The following is a 23,536-nucleotide window of genomic DNA, read 5'->3' on the forward strand; positions in this document are numbered from 1 at the left end:
CCCCCCCCCCCCCCCCCCCCCCCCCCCCCCCCCCCCCCCCCCCCCCCCCCCCCCCCCCCCCCCCCCCCCCCCCCCCCCCCCCCCCCCCCCCGCCGCTCAGCCCGCCTCGACCTCCGTACGGTCCCCGCCCCACAGCGTGTGGAACGAGCCCTCGCGGTCCACCCGGCGATAGGTGTGCGCCCCGAAGAAGTCCCGCTGCCCCTGCGTGAGCGCCGCGGGCAGCCGCTCGGCCCGCAGCGCGTCGTAGTACGCGAGCGCCGCCGAGAAGCCCGGCACCGGCACGCCCTGGCGCGTCGCCGCCACGACCACCGCGCGCCAGTCCTCCTGCGCCGCCCCGATCTCCTCGCCGAACCGCTTGTCCGCGAGCAGGCTCACCAGCTCGGGCTCGGCGTCGTACGCGGCCCGGATCCGGTCCAGGAAGGCCGCCCGGATGATGCACCCGGCACGCCAGATCGCGGCCACCGAGCCGAGGTCCACACCCCACTCGTACTGCTCGCTGCCCGCCCGGATCTGGTGGAAGCCCTGGGTGTACGACACGATCTTCGAGGCGTACAGCGCCTGCTCCACCTGGGCGGCGAAGGCCTCGGCGGCCTTCTCGTCGAGCGGCTCGGGCGCGGGTCCGGCGAGCGCGCGGGACGCCTCGCGCAGGTCCGCGTGGCCGGAGAGGGAGCGCGCGAACACCGCCTCGGCGATGCCGGAGACCGGCACGCCGAGGTCGAGCGCGATCTGCACGGTCCACCGGCCCGTGCCCTTCTGCTCGGCCCGGTCCTGGACGACGTCGACGAACGGCTTCCCGCTCGCCGCGTCCTCATGGGCGAGCACCTCCGCCGTGATCTCGATCAGATACGAGTCGAGGCGGCCCGTGTTCCAGCCCCGGAAGGTCTCCGCGATCTTTGCGGGGGAGTACCCGGCGACCGTGCGCAGCAGGTGGTAGGCCTCGGCGATCAGCTGCATGTCGGCGTACTCGATGCCGTTGTGCACCATCTTCACGAAGTGACCGGCCCCGTCCGGGCCGACGTGTGTCACGCACGGGGTGCCGTCCGGCGCCTTCGCCGCGATCTTCTCCAGGAGCGGGCCGAGCGACTCGTACGACTCGGCCGAGCCGCCCGGCATGATGCTCGGGCCGTGCAGCGCGCCCTCCTCGCCACCCGAGACGCCCGCGCCCACGAAGTGGATGCCGCGCTCGCGCAGCTCGCGCTCGCGCCGCCGGGTGTCCTCGAAGTGCGCGTTGCCGCCGTCGATGATGACGTCGCCGGGTTCGAGCAGCGGCGCGAACTCCTCGATCACCGCGTCCGTGGGCTCACCCGCCTTCACCATGACGACCAGCCTGCGCGGCCGCTCCAGCGCGGCGACGAACTCCTCGGGCGTCTCGGCGGGCACGAACCGCCCCTCCTCGCCGAACTCCTCGACCAGCGCCCGGGTCTTGGCCGCCGTCCGGTTGTGCACCGCCACCGTGAGGCCGTTGCGAGCGAAGTTGCGGGCGAGGTTGCGCCCCATGACGGCGAGTCCGGTCACGCCGATCTGGGCTGTTCCACTCATGGCTGTGCTCCTGAATCATCGGGTGCGCTGCTCGGTCAACCCTACGGAAGACTCCAAGCACCGCGACTCGGCCGGCATTCCCTTCGAAGCGTGGGTACGCACTCTTGTCACGGTCCGTTCAGAGCCCCTACTTTGGCGACTCCCGATGCGTTCGAGGGGGACCCATGTCCGTACGCGGGCGGCACCGCCGGTACCAGCCGAGCCGTATCAACCGGGCCTCGCTGACGGTGACGGCGGGCGGGGCGGGCATGGCCCTGCCCCTGATCGGCGCGGGCGCCGCGCACGCCGCCTCGCTGGACGTCTGGGACAAGGTCGCGGCCTGCGAGTCCACCGGCAATTGGAAGATCAACACCGGCAACGGCTACTACGGCGGGCTCCAGTTCAGCCAGTCGACCTGGGTGGCCTACGGCGGACGGCAGTACGCCCCGCGCGCCGACCTGGCCTCCAGGAGCGAGCAGATGGCCGTCGCTGAGAAGGTGCTGGACGCCCAGGGCCCGGGCGCCTGGCCGGTCTGCTCGGGCGAGGCGGGGCTGACCCGGGGCGCCGCGCACGCCACCCCGGCGGCGCAGTCGCACCACGCGACCGCGCCCGCGCCGAAGAAGACGGCCAAGAAGGCCACGCCGCAGACCGACCCCACCAAGGCCCCGGGCAAGCGCGAGGGGTACACGGTCGTGCGCGGCGACTCGCTCTCCCGGATCGCCCACACCGAGCACGTCAGGGGCGGCTGGCACGAGCTGTACACCGTCAACCGTGAGGTCGTCGGCGCGAACCCGGACCTGATCCTGCCCGGCCAGCGCCTCGCGCTCCCGGACACCGCCGCCCCGCCGAAGGCGCGCCCCGCGCCGGCACACCGGCCCGCCAAGCCGCAGCCCGCCAAGCACCAGCCGGCCAAGCCGCAGCCCGTGAAGCCCGCCGCCCCGCACAAGGAGCATCCGAAGACGGCCCCGGTCAGCCACAAGACCGCCGGGTTCTCCGCGCCCGTCGACGCGGGCCCCAGCACCCCGTACCACAAGGCCGGTTCGTCCTGGGCGAGCGGCTACCACACGGGCGTCGACTTCCCCGTCTCCACCGGGACCTCGGTGAAGGCCGTGGCCACCGGCAAGGTCGTCGAGGCGGGCTGGGGCGGCTCGTACGGCTATCAGGTCGTGATCCGGCACGCCGACGGCAAGTACAGCCAGTACGGCCATCTCTCGGCGGTGAACGTGCGGGCCGGACAGCAGGTCAACAGCGGCCAGCGCATCGGCCGTTCCGGCTCCACCGGCAACGCCACCGGGCCGCATCTCCACTTCGAGATCCGCACCGGGCCCGCGTACGGGTCGGACATCGACCCGCTGGCCTACCTCAGGGCGGGCGGCGTCAGCCTCTGACCGGACTCGGTGCTCGTGGCGCTCTCGGCGCTCTGGCCGGGCGCCGGGATGCCCGGCAGCGTCTTGTGCTCGGTGCGTGAGCGGCGGGAGGCCGCGCCCAGCCGCTCGGTGGTGAGCAGGATCAGACCGCCCGCCGCCACGACGCCGCTGGCGAGGGCGAAGACCAGACCGGCCGTCCCGTAGCGGAACTCCTCGCCGAAGAGGGTGAGCCCGACGGTCGCGGCGACCACCGGGTTGACGACGGTGACGGTCGCCAGCGGCGCCGCGAGCCCGGCGCCCCGGTAGGAGGCCTGGGAGAGCAGCAGACCGGCGGCGGCGAGCACCGCTATGGCCAGCAGGCTGGGCACCTCGCTGAGCTGGAGGCCCGCGTCCCAGTCCTCGGCCACCAGCTTGGTGAAGACCGACGCCATGCCGAAGGAGACACCGGCCGCGGCGGCGAGCAGCACGCTGCGCAGCACCGGCCCGTGCACCGCGCGCGAGGCGAGGAAGAGCACCGCCATCCCGCCGAAGGTGGCCGCGGCGAGGAGCAGCCGCTGGCCGCCGCCGACCGAGTCGGCGTCCGCGTCGGTGGTGAGGGCGAGCAGCCCGGCGAGGCCGGCCGTCGCCATGACCGCGCCGCGCCAGGCCGCCGCGCCCGCCTTGCGGCGGACGAAGACGGCGGCCATCGGCAGCGCGAAGACTATGGTCAGCGCGCCCAGCGGCTGGACGAGGGTGAGTGGCCCGCACGCGAGTGCCACGACGTGCAGCAGGGCGCCGAGACCGTTGAGTGCCACGGAGACCCACCAGGCGCCTTGGCGGAGGTAGGTGCTGTCGGGGGTGGCCGCGGCCACGCGCTCCTGGACGATCGCCGCGGCCGCGTAGGCGACGGCGGAGACCAGGGAGAGCAGCACGGACAGGGCAAGGGCACTCATGCATCCACGATCTCTCGCGAATCGCCTTCCGTCGTCGTCCTTGAGACCGCATTGACACGTACTGCCATAGGAGTACGCGTCTACTCCAGAAGTCGTCCATACATCGGACATTCGGTACAACTGCTGGTGAGGATGGGTCTGTTTAGGTCATTTCGGTCAAGCGTGCGACATGGGATGTCCGGTAGTAGTCGTACGTAAGTTCGGTCGAAAATCTGTAAGAATCACGGCGATCCTGGCGCGGGCACGTCATGTCTTCCAGAGGTCCTCCAGGGGTCTTCCAGGCGGCTCCGCCCGCGGGCGGAAAGAAAGGGGACGAGTGGTGGATCTGGCGGCGGTGGCATCGGTGGGCGGGTTCTTCGCGCTGCGCACCGGACCGGCCGACGGCGCGCACCTGCCGCTGGCGCGGCTGTACGCGGGCGAGGGCGGCCCGCTGGCGGCCCGGATCGACACCGTCGCGGCCGCCCTGCGCGCGCCCGAGCGCCGGACCGCCGCCTCCATCGCCCACCTGGGACTCGTCGCCCGGCTCTGGTCGGTCTCCCTCGGATCCGCCGTGCTCCACGGCGAGCTGCCCGACCTCGATCCGCGGGCCCTGTCCTGGGACGGCGGCCGCGGCGCCCCCGACGACCTGGTGCTCGACGAGGCCCGGGCGCTGCCCGGCACCGCCGAGCGGATCCGCGAGAGCGTCCAGTACGGCCACCTCGTCCCGCTCGCCGAGGCCTTCCGCCGCGACACCCCCGTCTCCTCCGGTCTGCTGTGGGGGAACGCGGGCTCCGCGCTCGCCGGGGCCGTCCGTGAACTGCACCGCTGGGCGCGGCGCGAGGGCCGCCCCGACGCGGCCCGGCGGGCGCTGGAGCTCGGCGCAGAGCTCTTCGCCCACCCCGACCTGGCGGGCACCGGCACCCTGCTCCCCGGCCCGGCCTTCCGGCGCCGCAGCTGCTGTCTCTACTACCGCTGCCCGGGCGCGGGACTGTGCGGCGACTGCGTCTTCGACCGGCCGCCCGTACGCGGCTGAGCGGGGGCCGGGAAGCCCGCGGTTTGGTGTGCGGCGCCCTCGCTCCGTACGATTCCGCTTTTGGGAACTTCCACTCGCGGGCGAGACCGCACACATGACCGAGGAACGGCGACGGCGATGACGGTGACAGAGGACATCCAGGACCAGGGGTACGGTCCCGGCATCGGCCAGGAGCCCGGCGAACCCGACGTGGAGTACGGCCCCGGCATCGACCCGGAGCGCCTCGCCGTCTGCCTCGGCGTGCTGGACGAGCTCGACACCATCGAGGTCGACCACCCGGACGCGATCGCCGTGCGCCGCGCCACCGCCGCGATCTACCGGACCGTGAAGCAGCGCCGCCGCCAGGAGCGCCGGGCCGCCAAGACCGCCCACGACCGGGCCGTCACCGAGGCCACCGCCACCGGTTCCGCCGAGCGCATCGACGACGAGACCGAGGGCATCCTGCCGTCGTCCGCGACCCCCACCGGAGAGATCGCCGGGATACTCCAGCGCCCGCGCTCCTGCTACATCTGCAAGTCGCGGTACGTCGAGGTCGACTACTTCTACCACCAGCTCTGCCAGAAGTGCGCCGCCGAGAACCGGTTCCGCCGGGACGCCCGCACCGACCTCAGCGGCAAGCGCGCGCTGCTCACCGGCGGCCGGGCCAAGATCGGCATGTACATCGCCCTGCGGCTGCTGCGCGACGGCGCCCACACCACCATCACCACGCGCTTCCCCAAGGACGCCATCCGCCGCTTCAAGGCGATGGAGGACTCCGCGGAGTGGATGCACCGCCTCGAAGTCGTCGGCATCGACCTGCGCGACCCGGCGCAGGTGGTCGCCCTGGCCGAGCAGACCGCGGAGCAGGGCCCGCTGGACATCCTGATCAACAACGCCACCCAGACCGTTCGCCGGCTGCCCTCCGCCTACGCGGCCCTGGTCGACGGCGAGGGCGCCCCGCTGCCCGCCGGTGAGCTCCCCGCCCACCACGTCATCGGCGCCTTCAACTCCGGCGCGGTCGACGGCCTGGCCGCGCTGCCGCTCGGCACCTCGGGCCTCGACGCCCAGCGGGTCGCCGACCTCGCCCTGGTCGCGGGCAACGCCAGCATCGCCCGGCACCACGACGGCACCGCCATCGACGCGGGCGGCCTGCTCCCGGACGTCGTCGACACCAACACCTGGGTGCAGTCCATCGACCAGATCTCCCCGGTCGAGCTGCTTGAAACCCAGCTGTGCAACTACACCGCGCCGTTCATCCTGATCAGCATGCTCCGTCCGGTGATGGCCGAGGCCGCCCGCAAGGCGCCGAACGGCCGCGCCTACGTGGTGAACGTCTCCGCGATGGAGGGCGTCTTCAGCCGCGGCTACAAGGGCGCCGGGCACCCCAACACCAACGCCGCCAAGGCTGCCATGAACATGGTCACCCGGACCAGCGGCCAGGAGATGTTCGAGACCGACAGGATCCTGATGACCTCGGTCGACACCGGCTGGATCACCGACGAGCGCCCGCACCACGACAAGCTGCGGCTCGCCGAGGAGGGCTTCCACGCCCCGCTCGACCTGGTCGACGGCGCCGCGCGCGTGTACGACCCGATCGTGCGCGGCGAGGCGGGCGAGGACCTGCACAGCGTCTTCATGAAGGACTACGCGCCCGGAAACTGGTAGACCGCACCGGGCAAGCGAACAGTGGCCGGGCTCCCCGGGGGAATCCGGCCACCGGTGTGCCGGCCGTCAGGCTCCGTACGCGCCGCCGTGCCGCGCGGCCACCAGCTCCAGGACCGGCCGCCAGTCCTCCATCACGCCCACGTCCAGGCCGACGGCCTTTCCGGCGTCGTCGGCCTGGCGCAGGGTGAGCGCCGACCCGGCCTCCGGGTCGAGCGCGAAGGCGTCCGCCTCCTGGGGCGTCATCACCCCGCCCTGCGCCCGCAGGGTCAGTTCGCTCTGCGGTGACAGCGTCCGGTCGGGCTCGACCGCCGCGAGGTAGCGCTTGGCCGGAACGTGCAGCCGCACCAGCCGGGCCACCCGCGCCCCCAGCAGCGGGCGCACCGCGTCCGCCGCGTGGTCCGCGTGCCCGGCGTCGTCACCCGGACGGAGCAGATGCCCCAGATCGTGGACGAGACCCGCGATCTGGAGTTCCTTGTCACTCGGATGGGCGCGCCGCAGCAGATGGGCGGTCTGCAGCGCGTGGTCGTGCAGATCGACCGGATCGCCGCTGCGGTCCGGTGTGTCCCAGGTGTCCCGGCAGGCGTGCAGCAGGTCCATCAGTTCCGCGACGGACCGAGGCTGGCTCGGCAGGTCCACGTGAACTCCTCCCCGGGTGGCGGCCGACGCCGGTCAGCAGATCATGGCTGGATGAACTCCGTGCTGAACGCGCGGCGAAGGAAAGTTGACGCAAAGGAAATGACCCCATCGAGCGGGGCCCCGCTCATTTGGTTACTCTGACCCCGACGGAAGCCATCAAAGGATCCACCAGTCCTCGATGCCCGTTCCGGGACCGGCCTGCAACCTTGGCCGGACTCCCGACAGAGTGCCGGCGCCACCGCGTCAGAACTGCCCCTGCCCCCTGCCCCCCTGAGCGGCCGGCGACCGGGAAGACCGGAGCCGCCAGTACGCCCAGGGTTACGCGACACAGAGGAGTGCGCGGTGACACCAGAGATGACAGAACCCGAAGAGCGGACGACGCCGGAACGCGGCGACCGGCCGGCCCGGCCCGAAAAGCTCCGCAACCTAGAGGTCTGGGCCCGTTCGGCCCCGATCCGACTGGCCGGTTACGAGGACGACTTGGCCGAGCCGCACATCCTGCCTGGCATTGACTGAGTGAGTCCGTGCGACGTGTGCCCCCTGTTCCGGCAGGGGGCACACGTCGTTCCTGTGCGGCGCGCGTGATCCCTCCGGGCCACACGGATGCCGGTCGTCCGCTTGCGGGACCGGCGGGCATCCGGCAGACAATAAGGGATAACTCGGGGCGAAAGGTGGGAGATCCAAGTGCGCCCGATCCCGCGCCGGTTCACCCTGGCGGCAGTCGTGATGTCCATCGGAGTGTTCGTCGCGGCCTGCGGCGGCGACAGCAGCAGTGGCAACAGCGCCTCCGACCAGAAGGAGCTGTTCCTGCAGCCGGTCGCCGCGACGGGCCCCGACCCCTTCACGGAGTCGACGGCCAAGGCCGCCAAGCCGCCCACGCCCTCGCAGCCGCCGCCGAGCGCCCCCAGCAGCCCCACGTCGACCGTGCAGACCGTCCGTGCCGTGGCGGGCTCCACGCCCGGTCTCTACGGCGGCACCCAGTCGGTGGCCAGCTGCGACGTGGAACAGCAGATCCGGTTCCTCAACGCCGACCGGGTGAAGGCGCGTGCGTTCTCGGAGACCGTCGGGATCAACCAGGACGACCTCCCGTCGTTCCTGCGCGGGCTCACCCCCGTGGTGCTGCGGGCCGACACCCGGGTCACCAACCACGGCTTCAAGGACGGCCACGCCACGGCCTTCCAGTCCGTGCTCCAGGCCGGCACCGCGGTCATGGTCGACGACCACGGCACCCCGCGCGTGCGCTGCGCCTGCGGCAACCCGCTGAAGCCGCCCGTCGCCACCCAGGGCGCCGCCTCCCGCGGCCAGTCCTGGCCCGGCTACCAGCCGCAGCGGACCGTCGTCATCAACCGCACCACCACGGTCATCAACAGCCTGATCATCGTGAACGTCATCAACAACACCTGGATCGAGCGGCCGACCGGCGACAACGGCACGCGCGACCGCGAGCGGCCCGACATCCAGATCGACCCGACGGCGCCGGTGGTCACCGACTCGCCGAGCGAGTCCACGCCCTCCACGCCGTCCACGTCCAGCACCTCCCCGAGCATCAAGTGCCTGAGCCCGGCCCCGACCGTCACCGTGACGAAGTCGCCCCCGTCGGTGCCGCCCGGCGGCACCACGCCGAGCGCGCCCGCGTCCCCGGGCTGCCCGACGGCCACCGTCACCGTCAGCCCCAAGCTGACCACGAAGCCTCCGTCGACCCCGGCCACGCCGAGCGAGCCGCTCGTGCCGCCGCCGTCCACCGAGATGCCCACGCTGCCCTCCGAGCCGCCGCCGGTCTTCCCGCCGGAGTCGTCGGGTGGCAGCCAGATGCCGTCGGGCACCTCCGACTTCGACACCGAGCCGCCGCTGGACGCCGGACTCTTGGACGCCGGACTTTTGGACGCCGGACTTTTGGACGCCGGACCCTTGGGCGCCGGACCCTTGGGCGCCGGACTCTTGGACGCCGGACTCTCCTGACGGACGCCCCCCGATCGGACCGAGGATCGGAGTGACGATGGACGAGTGGCCCGCGGCCCCGGGTCTCAGCCTCGCCCTCAACCGCATGGGCACCTTCGACTGGGACCTCACCAGCGGGCAGCTCCACATGGACCGGTCGGCGCTCGACGTCTTCGACATGGAGCCCGAGGAGTACGACGGCCGGCCCGAGACGCTGGGCAGCCGGGTGACCCCGGCCGAGGCGACCCGGCTCGACGCCATGGTCTCGCAGGCGCTGAAGAACGGCAGCGTCCACTACGGCGCCTACTTCCGCGTCCGGCTGCGCGACGGCACCGCGCGCTGGACGCACACCCAGGGGTATGTGCGGCGGGCCGCCACCGGCCGCCCGCAGCGCATCATCGGCGTGGTCCGGGACGCCACCCAGGAGCTCACCGAGTACTCCGACCGCCCCGCCGCCGACGACGAGGACCACCGCCGCAGTACCAGCGTGGTGGACAGCACCACGGCGGCCCTGGCGCACGCCCGTACCGTGCAGGACGTCATCGACGTGCTCAAGGGCTCGCACGGCCTGGAACACCTGGGCGCCACCAGCCTGGTGATGGGGCTCCTGGAGGCGGGCCGGATCCATCTGGTGGCCGAGGGTCCCGAGGACAGCTTCGTGCCGGGCACCCGCTGGACCCGGGTCGACGAGCAGTACCCGATGAGCGAGGTCGTGCGCACCCTGGCCCCCCGGTTCATCCAGACCGCGGACGACTTCGCCACCTCCTACCCCCGCCTCTGGCCGCACATCAGCGGCCTCGGCATCACCGCCGCCGCCTATCTGCCGCTGATCGCCCAGGCCCGCCCGATCGGCGCCCTCGGCCTGCTCTACAGCGACAAGACCGGGTTCACCGCCGACGAGCGCAACCTCCTGGTGGCGCTGGGCAGTTCCATCGCGCAGAGCCTCCAGCGGGCGGTCCTGTACGAGCAGGAGCACGACCTCGCCGAGGGGCTCCAGCAGGCGATGCTGCCGCGCCGCATCCCCGAGGTGCCCGGCGCCCAGATCGCCGTGCGCTACCGCTCGGCCCGGCTCGGCCGGGACATCGGCGGCGACTGGTACGACGTCATCCCGCTGCCCGGTGGCCGTGTGGGCGCGGTCATCGGCGACGTCCAGGGCCACGACACGCACGCCGCCGCCGTGATGGGCCAGCTGCGGATCGTACTGCGCGCCTACGCCGCCGAGGGGCACACGCCGGCCACCGTGATGGCCCGCGCCTCGGTGTTCCTGCACGAGCTGGACACCGACCGCTTCGCGACCTGCACCTACGCCGAGGCCGACCTGTCGACCGGAGTCGTCCAGCTCGTACGGGCCGGACACGTCGACCCGCTGCTGCGGTACGGCGACGGCAGCTGCCGCAGACTGCCGGTCGAGGGCGGTCTCCCGCTGGGCCTGTCGGCCGAGTTCGGGCGGCTCGAATACCCGGTCTCCACGGTCGAGCTGGACCCCGGCCAGACCCTGCTGCTGTACACCGACGGCCTGGTCGAGCAGCCCGGCGCGGACCTCGACGACGGGATGCAGCTGCTGGCCGCGCTGGTGCGGTCGGGGCCCGGCGACCTCCAGGAGCTCGCCGACCGGCTGTGCGACGTGGTCGACGACCGGGCGGGCGACGACGACGTGGCGCTGCTGCTCCTGCGCCGGCGCGCCCTGGAGGCCCCGCAGAGCGGCGGCCGGCTCCAGCAGCACGTGGCGCAGAACGATCCGGAGGCGCTGAGCTCCTCGCGCCATATGATCCGGGCCGCGGTGCGGGCGTGGGGCGCCCGGGAACGGGCCGACGAGATCGAGCTGGCCGCCGACGAGCTGATCACCAACGCGCTGATGCACACCGACGGCGGCGCCATCGTGACCGTACGGGTCCTGGCCGGGCCCGAGCGCCGGATGCGCGTCGAGGTCGAGGACCGCTCCAGCGCCCTGCCGCGCCGCCGCGAGGCGGGCGACTCCGGGGTGTCGGGCCGCGGCCTGATGCTGGTGGACAGGCTGGCGGACGTGTGGGGCGTGGAGTCGAGGGGCAGCGGCAAGTGCGTGTGGTGTGAATTCATCGTCCCGGAGCGCGCCGCTTGACAGTAACAAACCGTCATTCGGTCGCACTTGACCGTAATCGAACGTTGGCGCTTGACTGCTGCACTCGTGCGGTCGGCAGCGTAGCCGGCCTCGCGGGCGCGGCGCCGGGGCGGTCGCGCTGCTCGCGGACCAACTGCCGCCGCTGGTCCACCGGTTCGGCGCGCCGCTGGGGGGCGGTGCGGCCCGTATCCTCCTCGACGTGCTGGTCACCAGTGTGCCGCCGCCCCGTACCCGGCCGGCCCCGGGCGGCTGCCCGCTGCGGGAGATCTACCCCATGGCGCCGCTGGCGCGCGGCCGCGAGGAGCTCGCGGGGCTGGTTAGTCTGTGAGGTATGCCGGAATTGCCCGAAGTTGAAGCGCTCCGTGGCTTCCTCGCCACACATCTCGTCGGCCACCGGATCACCCGCGCACTGCCCGTCGCGATCAGTGTCCTCAAGACGTACGACCCGCCGGTCGGCGCCCTCGACGGACGGACGGTCACCGCGGTGGGGCGGTACGGCAAGTTCCTCGACATCGACGCCGACGGCCTCCATCTGGCGGTCCATCTGGCCCGCGCCGGCTGGCTGCGCTGGCAGGACGCGCTGCCCACCGAGCCGCCGCGCCCCGGCAAGGGCCCGCTGGCGCTGCGGGTCGCGCTGGAGGGCGGCGCCGGGTTCGACCTGACCGAGGCGGGCACCCGCAAGAGCCTCGCCGCTTACCTGGTCCACGACCCGCGCGAGGTGCCCGGTATCGCCCGGCTCGGGCCCGACCCGCTCGCCCCCGACTTCGGCCGTGACCGGTTCGCCGGGCTGCTCGCGGGGGAGCGGCGCCGGCTCAAGGGCGCGCTGCGCGACCAGTCGCTGATCGCCGGGATCGGCAACGCCTACAGCGACGAGATCCTCCACGTGGCGCGGATGTCGCCGTTCAAGCCGGTGGACCGGCTCACCGACGACGAGATCACCACGCTGTACGAGGCGGTCCGCGCCACCCTCACCGACGCGGTGGAGCGCTCGCACGGGCTCGGGGCGGGCCGTCTCAAGGCGGAGAAGAAGAGCGGGATGCGGGTGCACGGCCGGACCGGCGAGCCCTGCCCGGTCTGCGGCGACACCGTCCGCGAGGTCTCCTTCGCGGACTCCTCGCTCCAGTACTGCGCCACCTGCCAGACCGGCGGCAAGATCCTCGCCGACCGCCGGATGTCCAAGCTGCTCAAGTAGGCGGGCTTGTGGAAGTCCGGTGCGGGGAACCGTGCGACCAGCCACAGACACCCGCGGCCGACGCACCCCGTTTCCAGCGGAGCGCTCAGCCCTCCCCGTCAGGCGGAACCCGCCCCGCCCTCACCCCGATCTGGTGAGCGTCGCGAGCCGGGCCCCGTCCTGGGTCCGTACCTCGAAGCGGGAGATGTCGGAGGGCGCCAGCGCCGCGGCCCCCCGCATCGTCACCTGGGCCCCGTCCCGTACCGCCCAGGTCGCCACCGTGTTCTCCTCGCCGCCGCGCCCCACCGCGACCAGCGTGCACACCGCAGGGCCGCGCACCCCGCCCACATCGAGCCCGACGTCGGTGCCGAACCCGGTGGGCGCGGCCGCCAGCGTCGCCGTCACGCCGGGCGCCGACGCGGTCGCCGTCCAGTGCGGCGCGGCCGGGTCCGCCATCAGGTTCAGGGCGGCGAAGGGCGCGCCCACCACCAGCGCCGCCGCGGCCACCATGAGGCCGAACCGCCTTCTGCGCTGCGCCCGCATCCGGACGCCGACCGCGCCGAGCGCCGAGTGCAGCAGCCCGGGCGACGGCGCGGCGACCGGATCCACCCCGGGGGGCGTCCAGCGGGCGTACGCGGCGAGCAGCGCCTCCACGCTCCCGAGCTCCTCCAGCAGGTGTGCGCAGTGCGCGCACCCCGCCAGGTGCTCCTCGAAGCGGAAGGTGTCGGCGACACCGAGCACACCGAGCGCGTACGCTCCGACGTCCCGGTGGAGTTCCAGCGGCCTCATGCCGTCTGGTACGCAGACGGCGGCCCAATCACTCAAGTCACACGGGAAGGGACAGTAAGGAGTCGGCGCACCTACAATCCGACCGCATGCTGCGCGTACTGGCCGTCGACGACGAAGCCCCCGCCCTAGAAGAGCTTCTGTACCTCCTGCGCGCCGATCCGAGGATCCGCAGCGCCGAGGGCGCCACCGGGGCCACCGACGCGCTGCGCCTGATCGGGGGCGCGCTGGACGCCGGGCCCGACGACGAACAGGGCGTCGACGTCGTCTTCCTCGACATCCACATGGCGGGGCTCACCGGACTCGACGTCGCCCGGCTGCTCGCCGGGTTCGCCCGGCCGCCGCTGATCGTCTTCGTCACCGCGCACGAGGGCTTCGCCGTCCAGGCGTTCGACCTGAAGGCGGTCGACTACGTACTCAAGCCCGTCCGCAGGGAGCGGCTCGCGGAGGCGGTGCGCCGGGTGGCGGAGATGACGGGCGACCGGACCCCGTCGGTCCCGGAGGTCCATGAGTCCCCGGCGGCCCACATAGCCGTCGAGCTCGGTGGCGTCACCCGGTTCCTGGCCGTCGCCGACATCGCGTACGCCGAGGCGCAGGGCGACTACGCCCGGCTGCACACCGGCTCCGGCAGCCACCTCGTGCGCGTGCCGCTCTCCACGCTGGAGGACCGCTGGCGCGCGCACGGGTTCGTGCGCATCCACCGCAGCCGTCTCGTGGCGCTCTCCAGGATCGACGAACTGCGCCTGGAGGCGGGCAGTATGACCGTCCGCATCGGCGGGGCCGAGCTCCCCGTCAGCCGCCGCCATGCGCGTACCCTCCGCGACCAGCTGCTGCGTCGCGGCGGTCGCTGACGATCCGTCCGCTTCTGTTCTGATGTTGTGTCAGAACAGATGGATCGCCAGATGGCCGAGCGGCAGGCCGAGTTCCCACGCCGGGGTCCACACCCGCGGCTCGTCCTCGGCCTCGGCCCGCGGGTCGACCCCGCCCGGCACCACCGCGTCCAGGTCCGCGGCCAGCAGCTCGGTCTCCTCCAGCCACCGCCACGCGTCCCGCGCCAGCGCCAGGTCGGGGCCGGACCCGGCCGCCTCCCGCTCCCGAAGGCGCTCGCGGACCCAGCTGTGCCACGGCCGGCCGGCCGCGGTCAGCGAACTCCACTCGTCGAGCTGTGCCACCACCCGCGCGCCACCGACCGCGCCGTCCGACAGGAAGATCGTCAACGCCAAGGCGTTGCGTCCGGCCCTGAATTCGAGCGTCGTCGGCGGCATCAGATCGCCGGTGCGCAGTAATTCGTCGGCGATGTACTCCGCGTACATCCATGCCATCGGCACCAGCAGCTCGCCACCACTGGTCCCGTTCGTACCCTCCGGACGCATTCCGTCTCGCCTCTTTCATCGACTGTCCAGGCGCTCCAGGGAGCTCCAGGGAGCATTGAACCGGGGGCGCGTGCCCGCCGTGGCCAGAAGGGCAGGATCCGTCGTCCCACACGAGGTGCCCATGCATGTGCGGCAGTTGCTCGGCGCGTACGTCCTCGGCGCCCTCGCGCCGGACGAGGACCGCCGGGTCGCCGGTCATCTGCGCATCTGCTCCGGCTGCCGCGCGGCCTACCTGGAGGTCGCGGAGGCACCCTCGATGCTGGCCCTGCTCTCCGAGGAGGACCTGGCGGACGGGCCGCCGGACGAGTAGCCCGGCAGGGCCCGCGCCAGGGCCCGCAGAGCATAGTACGAACGGGACTTGACGGTGCCGCACGGCACCCCCAGGACTTCGGCCGCCTCGGCCACGCTCAGCCCCCGGAAGTAGATCTGCGCCAGCACCGCCCGGTGCCCGGGGCTCAGGGTGCGCACCGCGTCCCGTACGTCAAGCGTCGCCGCCGAACGCTCGGCGTGGTCGTCCTGCGCCTCCACGCGCGCGTCGAGCACGGCGTCGTGGACCTCGGCCGGCCGCGCCTGCCGGTTCCTGCGGGCGTCGATCGCGAGGCGTCGCCCGACGGTGAACAGCCACGGCCGCATCGAGGCGTACGGGCCCTCGAACGCCTCCGGGTGCTGCCAGGCCCGGACCAGCGTCTCCTGGAGCAGGTCCTCGGCGCGCTGCCGGTCGCCGTAGGTGAGGCCGAGCAGGAAGTGCATCAGGGCGGGGCCGTGTTCGCGCTGGAGCGCCGCCAGATCGGGCTCGCGGGTGTACCGCCGCGGCGGCGCCGCACCTCGTGGGGCCGCATCCGAGACATCCGTGCTCACCGTGGTGCTCCCTTCCCGAGAATCCGCAGGCCGCAGCCCGTATCCGAGCGCAGCCGGGCGCGAAGGGACAGTCGCCGGACCACCACATGCGACGAACGGTCGAATGGAGCGGCGAATGGTGCGGCGAACGGTTGGGGAATCAGGTCAAATATGCATGATATGGATATCTGATAACCCATCAGACATTTCCGACCCATGGAGCCCGGTGCCATGACCAGCAGAACGAGCCGGCGGACGGCGGCCGTCGCGGCCCTCGCCCTCGCCGCGACCGCCGGGTGCGCGGCGGAGCACCCCGCCCCCGCGCGCCTGCCGCACCACCAGGACTCCGAGCGGCCCGGCACGCCGTCGCCGGCCGGCGGCTCGGCGGCTGCGGGGCCGCGCGCGTTCACGCTGGTCGCGACCGGTGACGTACTGCCGCACTCCTCGACCATCGAGCGCGCCGCGGCCGACGCGAGCGGCGACGGCTACGACTTCCGGCCGATGCTCGCCGGGGTCAGGCCGCTGATCTCCCGGGCGGACCTGGCGATCTGTCACATGGAGACGGTGTACGGGCCGGACGGCGGGCCCTTCACGGGCTATCCGGCGTTCAAGTCGCCGCCGCAGGTGGCCGCCGCGCTCAAGGACACCGGGTACGACTCCTGCTCGACCGCGTCCAACCACAGCCTCGACGACGGGGCCGACGGGATCGCCCGGACCCTGCGCGCCTTCGACAAGGCGGGCCTCAAGCACACCGGTTCGGGCCGTACGGCCACCGAGTCCGCGACCCCCGCCCTGCTGGAGGCGGGCGGCGCCAAGGTCGCCCAGCTGGCGTACACGTACGACACCAACGGCTATCCGATGCCCGACGGGCAGCCGTGGGCCGTCCACCTCATCGACGAGCAGAAGATCCTCGCGGACGCGCGCGCGGCCCGCCGGGCGGGGGCCGACGTGGTCGTCGTCAGCCTCCACTGGGGCACCGAGTGGCAGACCGAGCCCGACGAGCAGCAGCTCCAGCTGGGCAGGGCGCTCACCGCGTCCCGCACCGGCGGCCGCCCCGACATCGACCTGATCCTGGGCACGCACGCGCACATCCCGCAGGCGTACGAGAAGGTCAACGGCACCTGGATCGTCTACGGCGAGGGCGACCAGATCGCCGGGGAGATGTTCAACAACACCGGCGCGCGCGACCCGCGCGGCAACATGAGCTCCATCGCCCGCTTCACGTTCGCGCCGCCCGCGCGGGCGGGGGCGCGCTGGGAGGTCACCAAGGCGGAGTTCGTCCCCCAGTGGGTCGACGCGGACCGCGGCCGTGTCGTCAACCTCCCCGAGGCCCTGCGCACCTCCCCCGACCGGGAGGACTACCGCACGGCCGAGACGGAGATCCGGGAGGCGGTGCTGGGCCGCGGGGCGGCGCGGGACGGGTTGAGGATGGCGGAGCGGTAGGCCGTTTCCCGAGGGGCCGCGCCCCGGGCCCCGTTCGTGCGCAGACCGGCGGGGGGCACGGCCCGCAGAGGAACGAAGACCCGCACACTCCTACGGCACCACCGTCACCGGCCAGCGGCCCGCCTTCACCAGGCGGATCGCCACCGAGCCGATGATGCGGTGGCCCGCCGACTCCGACGCGCCCACCACCACCGCGTCCGCCTTGAGCTCGTCGGCGGCCGTCACCAGGCCCCCGTACGCGTCGCCGCGCAGGGTGTGGAACTCCCAGCGCACGGTCCAGATGTCCCTCACCCGTTCCGCCGCCGCGCGGATCTCCTCGGCGAGGCCCTCGGCGATCTCCTCGGTGGTGTCGGCGATCGGTGCCCCCATCGCGGCGCCCGCGGTCACCAGCGGCTGGACGTAGACCACCGCGAGCAGCGCGTGCTGGCGCCGGGCCAGACCGCTCGCGTACGCCGCCGCGCGCAGCGAGGAGTCGGAGCCGTCCACCCCGACGACGATGACCTTGGGACCGTCCGTACCGCGTTCGAAGGATGCTGTCACGCCATCGAGGCTAGGGCCTGTCCGGTGGATCTGGTCGGCGCGCGGGTGTCCGGCACGCCCTCCCCCAAGGCCTTGAGGGCCAAGGGGGACCGCCAGCGGCGTTGTCGTCGATCACCGACTTCCCCAAGGTCTCAACTTCGTTCGAGCAGGGGAGACCCCAACGCGTCGCCTCGATCCCCCGCCTTGCAGCCGGACCCACCGGACACCCGCTCACCAGCACCGAACAGGCGCCCGGGCCGGGGCCGACCAGATCCACCGGACAGGCCCTGGCCGCACGCCGGGGCGCGTCCGACAGGCGGCCCGGCGTGCCGCTCCCTAGAGTGCAAGGCATGAGTGTCAGCGAGGAGACGCCCATACCGGCACGGGCCCGGACGCCCTCGCGGTCCCGGTTCCTGAGCCGGGTGCCGGAGGCCTTCGCGATGTTCTTCGCCGGGCTCGGGCTGTTCTGCGGGGCCATCGCGCTGGTGCCCGTCCTGCGCAGATGGCTGCGGCCGGTCTCCTGGTTCCTCGACCGGGTCACCGTCCCCGTCAGCGGCAACCTCGCCTACGCCGTCTTCCTGCTGCTGCTCGCCGCCGCGATCGGCGCCCGCAAGAAGGTCGCCTGGTGGCTGGTGGTCGGCTACCTCGGGCTGCTCTTCCTCGCCGACGCACTGCTCGTCGCCGTCGCCGAGTGGATGTGGGCCGCCAACGGCATCGTGTGCGGGGCCGCGCTGCTCGTGCTGATCCTGGCGCGCGGCGAGTTCTACGCCGAGACCCGGCGCGGCGCCGTCCACCGGGCGCTGCTCGTCCTGGTGCTCGGGCTCGCCGCGGGCATCCTGGCCGGCTGGGGTCTGGTGGAGATCTTCCCCGGTACGCTCCCGCGCGGCCAGCGGCTGCTGTGGGCCACCAACCGGGTGCTCGGCGGGCTCGCCTCCAACGGGCAGTTCGACGGCCGCCCGCCCCGCCCGCTCTACTTCTTCCTCGGCCTCTTCGGCGCGATCGCCCTGCTCAGCGCGGCCACCACGCTCTTCCGCTCGCAGCGCATGGAGGCCGCGCTGCACGGCGACGAGGAGCCGCGCATCCGGGCCCTGCTGCGCGCCTACGGCCGGGAGGACTCGCTCGGCTACTTCGCCACCCGCCGCGACAAGGCGGTCGTGTTCTCGCCGAACGGCAAGGCGGCCGTCACCTACCGGGTGGAGGCCGGGGTCGCGCTGGCCAGCGGTGACCCGGTGGGCGACCCCGGGGCGTGGGGGCCCGCCATCGCCGCCTGGCTGGACGTGGCCAGGAAGTACGCCTGGGCGCCCGCCGTGATGGGCGCCTCCGAGGAGGGCGCCACCGTCTACGCCCGGCACGGTCTGGGCGCCATGCAGCTGGGCGACGAGGCGATCCTGTACGTCGCCCGGTTCGACCTGGACGGCCGCGAGATGCGGGTCACCCGGCAGGCCGTGCGCCGGGTCGCCCGCACCGGCGCCACCACCCGGATCCGCCGCCACTCGGCGCTCACCGACGAGGAGATGGGCCAGATCGTCGACCGGGCCGACGCCTGGCGGGACACCGAGACCGAACGCGGCTTCTCCATGGCCCTCGACCGCCTCGGCGACCCGGCGGACGGCGACTGTCTGCTCGTGGAGGCCTTCGCCGCCGACGGCACGCTCATCGCGCTGCTCTCGTTCGTGCCGTGGGGCCCGGACGGCATCTCGCTGGACCTGATGCGGCGCGACCGCAGCGCGCCCAACGGCGTCATGGAGTTCATGGTGGCCGAGCTCTGCGCGTACGCGCCGAAGCTGGGCGTACGGCGGATCTCGCTCAACTTCGCCGTGTTCCGCTCCGCCTTCGAGGAGGGCGCCCGGATCGGCGCGGGCCCGGTGCTGCGGCTGTGGCGCAGGCTGCTGCTGTTCTTCTCCAAGTGGTGGCAGCTGGAGGCCCTGTACCGGTCGAACGTGAAGTACCAGCCGCAGTGGTTCCCGCGCTTCCTCTGCTACGGGGACGCGGGCTCGCTCGCCCGCGTGGGGCTCGCCTCCGGCATCGCCGAGGGCTTCGTCTCCGTACCCAGTCTGCGCAAGCTGTGGGGCAAGGGGCACCCCAGGGGCGTCACCAGCCCGGGCACCACCGAGGGCCTGCCGTCCATCGAGGCGCTCGGCCTGTCCGAGCCGGGCGCCGAGGGGGCGGGGGAGCGGCAGCTGCCCGAGCAGGTGCGGGTGCGCCACCGCAAGCTGGAGCGGCTGCGCGCCGAGGGCGCCGAACCGTATCCGGTGGTCATCCCGCCGCGCACGCACACCCTGGCGGAGCTGCGGGAGGCCGGTGCGGGAACGGCCGCCACGGTGGCCGGGCGCGTCATGGCGGTACGCGACTTCGGCGGGGTCGTCTTCGCCGTGCTGCGCGACTGGTCGGGCGACCTCCAGCTGGCGCTCACCCGGGATGGCACGGGCGCGGACGTCCTCGACCACTTCACCCGCGACGTCGACCTCGGCGACCACATCACCGCCACGGGCACCACCGGCACCACGGCCAAGGGCGAGTACTCGCTCTTCGCCACCGGCTGGCAGATGACCGGAAAGTGTCTGCGCCCGCTGCCCGACAAACGGCTCGGCCTGGCCGACCCCGAGGCCCGGGTGCGCCGCCGCTACCTCGACCTGGTGGCCCGGCCCGAGGCCCGCGACGTCGTACGGGCCCGCTCCACCGCGGTCCAGGCGCTGCGCCAGGGCCTGCTGGACCGCGGCTATCTGGAGGTCGAGACCCCGATGCTCCAGCAGATCCACGGCGGCGCCAACGCCCGCCCCTTCACCACCCACATCAACGCCTACGACCTGGACCTGTATCTGCGGATCGCTCCCGAGCTGTATCTGAAGCGGCTCTGCGTCGGCGGGGTCGAGAAGGTCTTCGAGATGGGCCGCACCTTCCGCAACGAGGGCGTCTCGTACAAGCACAACCCCGAGTTCACGATGCTGGAGGCCTACCAGGCCTTCGCCGACTACGACGTGATGCTCGATCTGACCCGCGAGCTCATCCAGGGCGCGGCGACCGCCGCGTTCGGCTCGCCGGTGGCGCACAAGGCCGGGCCCGACGGGCGGCTCGTGGAGCACGACATCTCCGGCCCCTGGCCGGTCAGGACGCTGTACGGGGCGCTCTCCGAGGCACTGGGCGAGGAGGTCGGCGCCGACACCGACGAGCGGGAGCTGCGCCGGCTGTGCGACCGGGCCGGGATCCCGCACACGCCCGAGAACACCCGGGGCGATGTGGCCCTGGAGATGTACGAACGGCTGGTGGAGGAGAAGACCCAGCTGCCCACGTTCTACAAGGACTTCCCGACCGACGTCTCGCCGCTCACCCGCCAGCACCGCCATGACCCCAGGCTGGCCGAGCGCTGGGACCTGGTGGCGTTCGGCACCGAACTCGGCACCGCCTACTCGGAGTTGACCGACCCGGTGGAGCAGCGGCGCCGGCTCACCGCGCAGTCGCTCCTCGCGGCGGGCGGCGACCCGGAGGCGATGGAACTGGACGAGGAGTTCCTGGACGCGCTGGAGTACGCCATGCCGCCCACCGGCGGGCTCGGCATCGGCGTGGACCGGCTCGTCATGTTTCTCACCGGTCTGACGATCCGTGAAACACTGCCGTTCCCGCTGGTGCGGCGCCACTGAGCCTCGGACGTCAACGGTCCGCCCCGGGTGCGTCCCAACGGGTGTTTTCGGCCGCGCGGGCGGTGCGCTTCAGCCGCCGGGGCCGTGTGCCGTGCGAGCCATGGGTCATGAAAAAGGATGAGATGCTCCCCGGGCGGCGCACGCTCCTGCGCGTCGGCGCCTGTCTGGGAGCCGCCGCCGCCCTGCGGATGCTGACCGCCGAGGACACCGGCGCGCCGGAGGGCGGGGCCACGGGAGCGGCCGCCGGGCCCGCCGCCGGCCCGCAGGCCGCCGCACCCCGGCTGAAGTCCACCGCGTACCGCCTCGAACCGATGACCGCCGAGGCCCCGTCGCAGTACCGCACCGCGTTGCCGCCGGTGCGGCGCCGGCCGTTCCTGAGCATGCCCCAGCTCGGCCCCGCCACCATGGTGCTGACCTTCGACGACGGCCCCGACCCGCGCTACACGCCGGAGATCCTGCGGACCCTGCGCGAGCACGACGTACGCGCGATGTTCTTCGTCTGCGGCGAGATGGCCACCGACAACCGCGACCTGCTGCGCGAGATGCGCGACGACGGGCATGTGATCGGCAACCACTCCTGGACCCATCCGTTGCTCATCAAGATGTCGCGGGACGCGGTACGCGACGAGATGACCCGCACCAGCGAGGTGATCGAGGAGGTGCTCGGCGAGCGGCCGCAGTGGTTCCGCGCGCCCTACGGCGCCTGGAACCGCAACTCGTTCCAGATCGGCGCCGAACTCGGCATGGAGCCGATGGGCTGGACCCTCGACACGCTCGACTGGACGACGCCCGGCACCGACACGATCGTGCGCCGGATCCGGGACGGCGCCGCCCCGGGCGTCGTGGTGCTCTCGCATGACGCCGGGGGCGACCGCTCGCAGAGCGTGGCGGCGCTGCGCACCTATCTGCCCAGGCTGCTCACCTCGGGCTACCACCTGCGCGTACCGCCCAAGCGGCGCTGAGGCCGAGCCGCTTCAGCGGGTGGCGACCATGCGGGCGAAGACGACCACGTTGCCGTCGTAGCCCTTGGCGCGGGTGAAGCCGCCGCCGCAGGTGATCACCCGCAGCTCCGGGTGTCCGGTGTCGCCGTACACCCGGGCGCCCGGGAAGTTGTTCTTGTCGTAGACCTCGACGCCGTACACCTCGAAGACGGCTACGTGCCCGTCGTAGCGGGTCACCTCGACGTGGTTGCCCTTCGTGAGCGAGCCCAGGCCGTAGAAGACGGCGGGGCCCCGCAGGGTGTCGACGTGGCCGACCATGACGGCGGTGCCGCTCTGGCCGGGGGAGATCGCGTTCTGGTACCAGCCCGCCAGATTGGGGTCGTCCGGCGGAGGCGCCTGCACCCAGCCGTCCTGGTCGATGCCGACCTCGATGACCGGGGCGTCGACCTTGATCGCGCCGATCTTGATCCGGGAGGCCGGCGCGTACGTCAGCGGCTCGACCGGGGTGAGGGACGTTGTGGGGACGAACACCTCGTGCCTGCCCGTCAGGGCGGCGGCCGCCGCGGGCTGCGGGGGGCCCATCGTGACGTCGGCGCCGTTCCGCATCAGAGCCAGACCGGTGAGCATCACCAGGGCGAGCGCTCCCCACGGCGACCGCCTGCGATGCTCCGAGCCGCCCTCTTCCTGCCGCATCTCGCTCCCTCCAAAGCCCTCCGTGCACCTGTAGGCACGGTAAGGGCGTGATCGCACTCCGGCGATCAGGGAGGTGCGAACGGGTGGTGACGGGGGTGACGGCTCCCTCGGGGCGCCGTCCCGGGGCGGTACCCCGGGATGACCCATCCGTGTCATGGTCCGATAAAAGTTCTGACGGTCTGTGACCTGCAGGTCCGTCAGATCGGCGGTCCGTCCACCGGCGTGTCGGCTCACCAGGGTGGACCAGCGCGACATGCGAGGTGAAGAGCGTCCGGTGAGGGTTCGTCATGGGAGGCGTACTCGTCGAATTTCCCGGAGCACGGCTTTGGGGCGCCCTCCCTCGGAGGTTCAACCATGCGTGCTGCACGCGCTCTCCCGGTGGCCGTGGCCGCCTTCGCGGCGGTGGGGCTCTCGGCCCCACTCGCCTCCGCCAACTTCGGCCCGAGCAACGTCACCGTCAACCCGAGCGCGGTGCACCCGGGCTCCACGCTGACGATCACGGCCAACGGCTGCGGCCACGGCGGCATCGTGACGTCGAACGCCTTTTCCCCGACGTCCCTCTCGGGCGGGGATACCGGATTCGCGACCGCCAGGATCCACGACCACATCACCCCCGGGTCGTACAACCTGTCGGTCCGCTGCAACGACAACCCCAGAACGGAGACACGCAGCTTCACCGTGCTCCCCGGCCGCGGCGCGATGGGCGGGCTCGGCGGCTCCGCCGGTCCGACCCAGACCGAGATGGCCGTGGGCGGGTCCCTGGTCGCGCTGGCCGCTATCGGCGGTGCCGTGTTCGTGGCACGGCGCCGCCGCACGACCGTCGGGCGGGTCTGACCGGCCGAACCTCCCGGACAGAGCCGAACCGCCCGTCGCCCCGAGTCCTGGCCAGGACTCGGGGGGGCAGAGAGGTATGTGGGTTTTTTTTTCTCGGAGGGGACGGTTTTTTTTCTTTTCTGCTGCACCGACGAAACAAAAAAGATGCCCACCTCT

General features: G+C 72.8%; 21 protein-coding genes and 1 pseudogene. 14 read left to right on the forward strand and 8 right to left on the reverse strand.

Annotation, left to right across the window (positions count from 1 at the left end; genetic code table 11):
• Nucleotides 1–96 precede the first annotated feature (96 nt).
• Nucleotides 97–1,539: an NADP-dependent phosphogluconate dehydrogenase gene (gene gndA / locus ACZ499_RS21635; protein ID WP_468402849.1), complete on the reverse strand. Its 1,443-nt coding sequence runs from the start codon at nucleotides 1,537–1,539 to the stop codon at nucleotides 97–99.
• 164 nt (nucleotides 1,540–1,703) lie between these two features.
• On the opposite strand from gndA, the gene ACZ499_RS21640 reads away from it, so the two are divergent.
• Nucleotides 1,704–2,906, forward strand: a complete 1,203-nt coding sequence (locus ACZ499_RS21640; RefSeq protein ID WP_468677094.1) for a transglycosylase family protein — start codon at nucleotides 1,704–1,706, stop codon at nucleotides 2,904–2,906.
• On the opposite strand, the gene ACZ499_RS21645 is transcribed toward ACZ499_RS21640, so the two are convergent.
• A complete protein-coding gene (locus tag ACZ499_RS21645) occupies nucleotides 2,876–3,817 on the reverse strand; it encodes a DMT family transporter (RefSeq protein ID WP_468677096.1) in 942 nt (313 codons plus the stop codon). The two genes, ACZ499_RS21640 and ACZ499_RS21645, sit on opposite strands and share 31 nt — an antisense overlap.
• 319 nt (nucleotides 3,818–4,136) lie before the next feature.
• Here ACZ499_RS21645 and ACZ499_RS21650 point away from each other — a divergent pair, with 319 nt between their 5' ends.
• Nucleotides 4,137–4,829: a (2Fe-2S)-binding protein gene (locus ACZ499_RS21650; RefSeq protein ID WP_468677405.1), complete on the forward strand. Its 693-nt coding sequence runs from the start codon at nucleotides 4,137–4,139 to the stop codon at nucleotides 4,827–4,829.
• Between the two features lie 117 nt (nucleotides 4,830–4,946).
• Nucleotides 4,947–6,473 (forward strand): SDR family NAD(P)-dependent oxidoreductase, encoded by a 1,527-nt coding sequence (locus ACZ499_RS21655; protein WP_468677098.1) that lies wholly within the window; start codon nucleotides 4,947–4,949, stop codon nucleotides 6,471–6,473.
• Between the two features lie 66 nt (nucleotides 6,474–6,539).
• Here ACZ499_RS21655 and ACZ499_RS21660 read toward each other — a convergent pair whose 3' ends face one another.
• Nucleotides 6,540–7,070: an inositol oxygenase family protein gene (locus ACZ499_RS21660; protein ID WP_468677407.1), complete on the reverse strand. Its 531-nt coding sequence runs from the start codon at nucleotides 7,068–7,070 to the stop codon at nucleotides 6,540–6,542.
• Nucleotides 7,071–7,463: 393 nt separating this feature from the next.
• Between ACZ499_RS21660 and ACZ499_RS21665 the strand changes: the two genes are divergently transcribed.
• The 5 genes and pseudogenes from ACZ499_RS21665 (at nucleotide 7,464) to ACZ499_RS21685 (ending at nucleotide 12,337) form a co-directional block, all read left to right on the forward strand.
• Nucleotides 7,464–7,625, forward strand: a complete 162-nt coding sequence (locus ACZ499_RS21665; RefSeq protein WP_468677100.1) for a hypothetical protein — start codon at nucleotides 7,464–7,466, stop codon at nucleotides 7,623–7,625.
• Nucleotides 7,626–7,793: 168 nt separating this feature from the next.
• On the forward strand, nucleotides 7,794–9,068 hold the full coding sequence (locus tag ACZ499_RS21670; RefSeq protein ID WP_468677102.1) for a DUF6777 domain-containing protein: 1,275 nt from the start codon (nucleotides 7,794–7,796) through the stop codon (nucleotides 9,066–9,068).
• 37 nt (nucleotides 9,069–9,105) lie between these two features.
• On the forward strand, nucleotides 9,106–11,145 hold the full coding sequence (locus tag ACZ499_RS21675) for a SpoIIE family protein phosphatase (protein WP_468677105.1): 2,040 nt from the start codon (nucleotides 9,106–9,108) through the stop codon (nucleotides 11,143–11,145).
• A 94-nt stretch (nucleotides 11,146–11,239) separates the two neighbouring features.
• Nucleotides 11,240–11,443 (forward strand): annotated as a pseudogene (locus ACZ499_RS21680) (hypothetical protein); the annotation flags it as partial.
• A 33-nt stretch (nucleotides 11,444–11,476) separates the two neighbouring features.
• Nucleotides 11,477–12,337 carry an Fpg/Nei family DNA glycosylase gene (locus ACZ499_RS21685; RefSeq protein ID WP_468677107.1) on the forward strand — a complete coding sequence of 287 codons (861 nt, stop codon included), beginning with the start codon at nucleotides 11,477–11,479 and terminating at the stop codon, nucleotides 12,335–12,337.
• Between the two features lie 120 nt (nucleotides 12,338–12,457).
• Here ACZ499_RS21685 and ACZ499_RS21690 read toward each other — a convergent pair whose 3' ends face one another.
• Nucleotides 12,458–13,105: a zf-HC2 domain-containing protein gene (locus ACZ499_RS21690; protein WP_468677108.1), complete on the reverse strand. Its 648-nt coding sequence runs from the start codon at nucleotides 13,103–13,105 to the stop codon at nucleotides 12,458–12,460.
• An 86-nt stretch (nucleotides 13,106–13,191) separates the two neighbouring features.
• Here ACZ499_RS21690 and ACZ499_RS21695 point away from each other — a divergent pair, with 86 nt between their 5' ends.
• On the forward strand, nucleotides 13,192–13,953 hold the full coding sequence (locus ACZ499_RS21695; protein WP_468677110.1) for a LytR/AlgR family response regulator transcription factor: 762 nt from the start codon (nucleotides 13,192–13,194) through the stop codon (nucleotides 13,951–13,953).
• Nucleotides 13,954–13,983: 30 nt separating this feature from the next.
• Here ACZ499_RS21695 and ACZ499_RS21700 read toward each other — a convergent pair whose 3' ends face one another.
• A complete protein-coding gene (locus ACZ499_RS21700; protein ID WP_468677112.1) occupies nucleotides 13,984–14,475 on the reverse strand; it encodes a hypothetical protein in 492 nt (163 codons plus the stop codon).
• 121 nt (nucleotides 14,476–14,596) lie between these two features.
• Here ACZ499_RS21700 and ACZ499_RS21705 point away from each other — a divergent pair, with 121 nt between their 5' ends.
• Nucleotides 14,597–14,785: a zf-HC2 domain-containing protein gene (locus ACZ499_RS21705; RefSeq protein WP_385543451.1), complete on the forward strand. Its 189-nt coding sequence runs from the start codon at nucleotides 14,597–14,599 to the stop codon at nucleotides 14,783–14,785.
• Here the strand turns inward: ACZ499_RS21705 and ACZ499_RS21710 are convergent.
• Complete coding sequence (locus ACZ499_RS21710; RefSeq protein WP_468677410.1) at nucleotides 14,704–15,225, reverse strand: sigma-70 family RNA polymerase sigma factor; 522 nt, start codon at nucleotides 15,223–15,225, stop codon at nucleotides 14,704–14,706. The genes ACZ499_RS21705 and ACZ499_RS21710 overlap by 82 nt on opposite strands.
• 318 nt (nucleotides 15,226–15,543) lie before the next feature.
• Here ACZ499_RS21710 and ACZ499_RS21715 point away from each other — a divergent pair, with 318 nt between their 5' ends.
• Nucleotides 15,544–16,755, forward strand: coding sequence for a CapA family protein (locus ACZ499_RS21715; protein ID WP_468677114.1), 1,212 nt, complete (start codon nucleotides 15,544–15,546; stop codon nucleotides 16,753–16,755).
• 90 nt (nucleotides 16,756–16,845) lie between these two features.
• Here the strand turns inward: ACZ499_RS21715 and ACZ499_RS21720 are convergent, their stop codons facing one another.
• Complete coding sequence (locus ACZ499_RS21720; RefSeq protein WP_468402825.1) at nucleotides 16,846–17,295, reverse strand: universal stress protein; 450 nt, start codon at nucleotides 17,293–17,295, stop codon at nucleotides 16,846–16,848.
• Nucleotides 17,296–17,624: 329 nt separating this feature from the next.
• On the opposite strand from ACZ499_RS21720, the gene lysX reads away from it, so the two are divergent.
• Nucleotides 17,625–20,912 carry a bifunctional lysylphosphatidylglycerol synthetase/lysine--tRNA ligase LysX gene (gene lysX, locus ACZ499_RS21725; protein WP_468677116.1) on the forward strand — a complete coding sequence of 1,096 codons (3,288 nt, stop codon included), beginning with the start codon at nucleotides 17,625–17,627 and terminating at the stop codon, nucleotides 20,910–20,912.
• Between the two features lie 107 nt (nucleotides 20,913–21,019).
• Nucleotides 21,020–21,874, forward strand: coding sequence for a polysaccharide deacetylase family protein (locus ACZ499_RS21730; protein WP_468677118.1), 855 nt, complete (start codon nucleotides 21,020–21,022; stop codon nucleotides 21,872–21,874).
• Nucleotides 21,875–21,886: 12 nt separating this feature from the next.
• On the opposite strand, the gene ACZ499_RS21735 is transcribed toward ACZ499_RS21730, so the two are convergent.
• Nucleotides 21,887–22,546 (reverse strand): class F sortase, encoded by a 660-nt coding sequence (locus tag ACZ499_RS21735; RefSeq protein ID WP_468677119.1) that lies wholly within the window; start codon nucleotides 22,544–22,546, stop codon nucleotides 21,887–21,889.
• A 354-nt stretch (nucleotides 22,547–22,900) separates the two neighbouring features.
• On the opposite strand from ACZ499_RS21735, the gene ACZ499_RS21740 reads away from it, so the two are divergent.
• Nucleotides 22,901–23,380: a hypothetical protein gene (locus tag ACZ499_RS21740; RefSeq protein ID WP_468677121.1), complete on the forward strand. Its 480-nt coding sequence runs from the start codon at nucleotides 22,901–22,903 to the stop codon at nucleotides 23,378–23,380.
• Nucleotides 23,381–23,536: the final 156 nt, after the last annotated feature.

This window comes from Streptomyces sp. NPDC031265 (genome assembly GCF_055570295.1).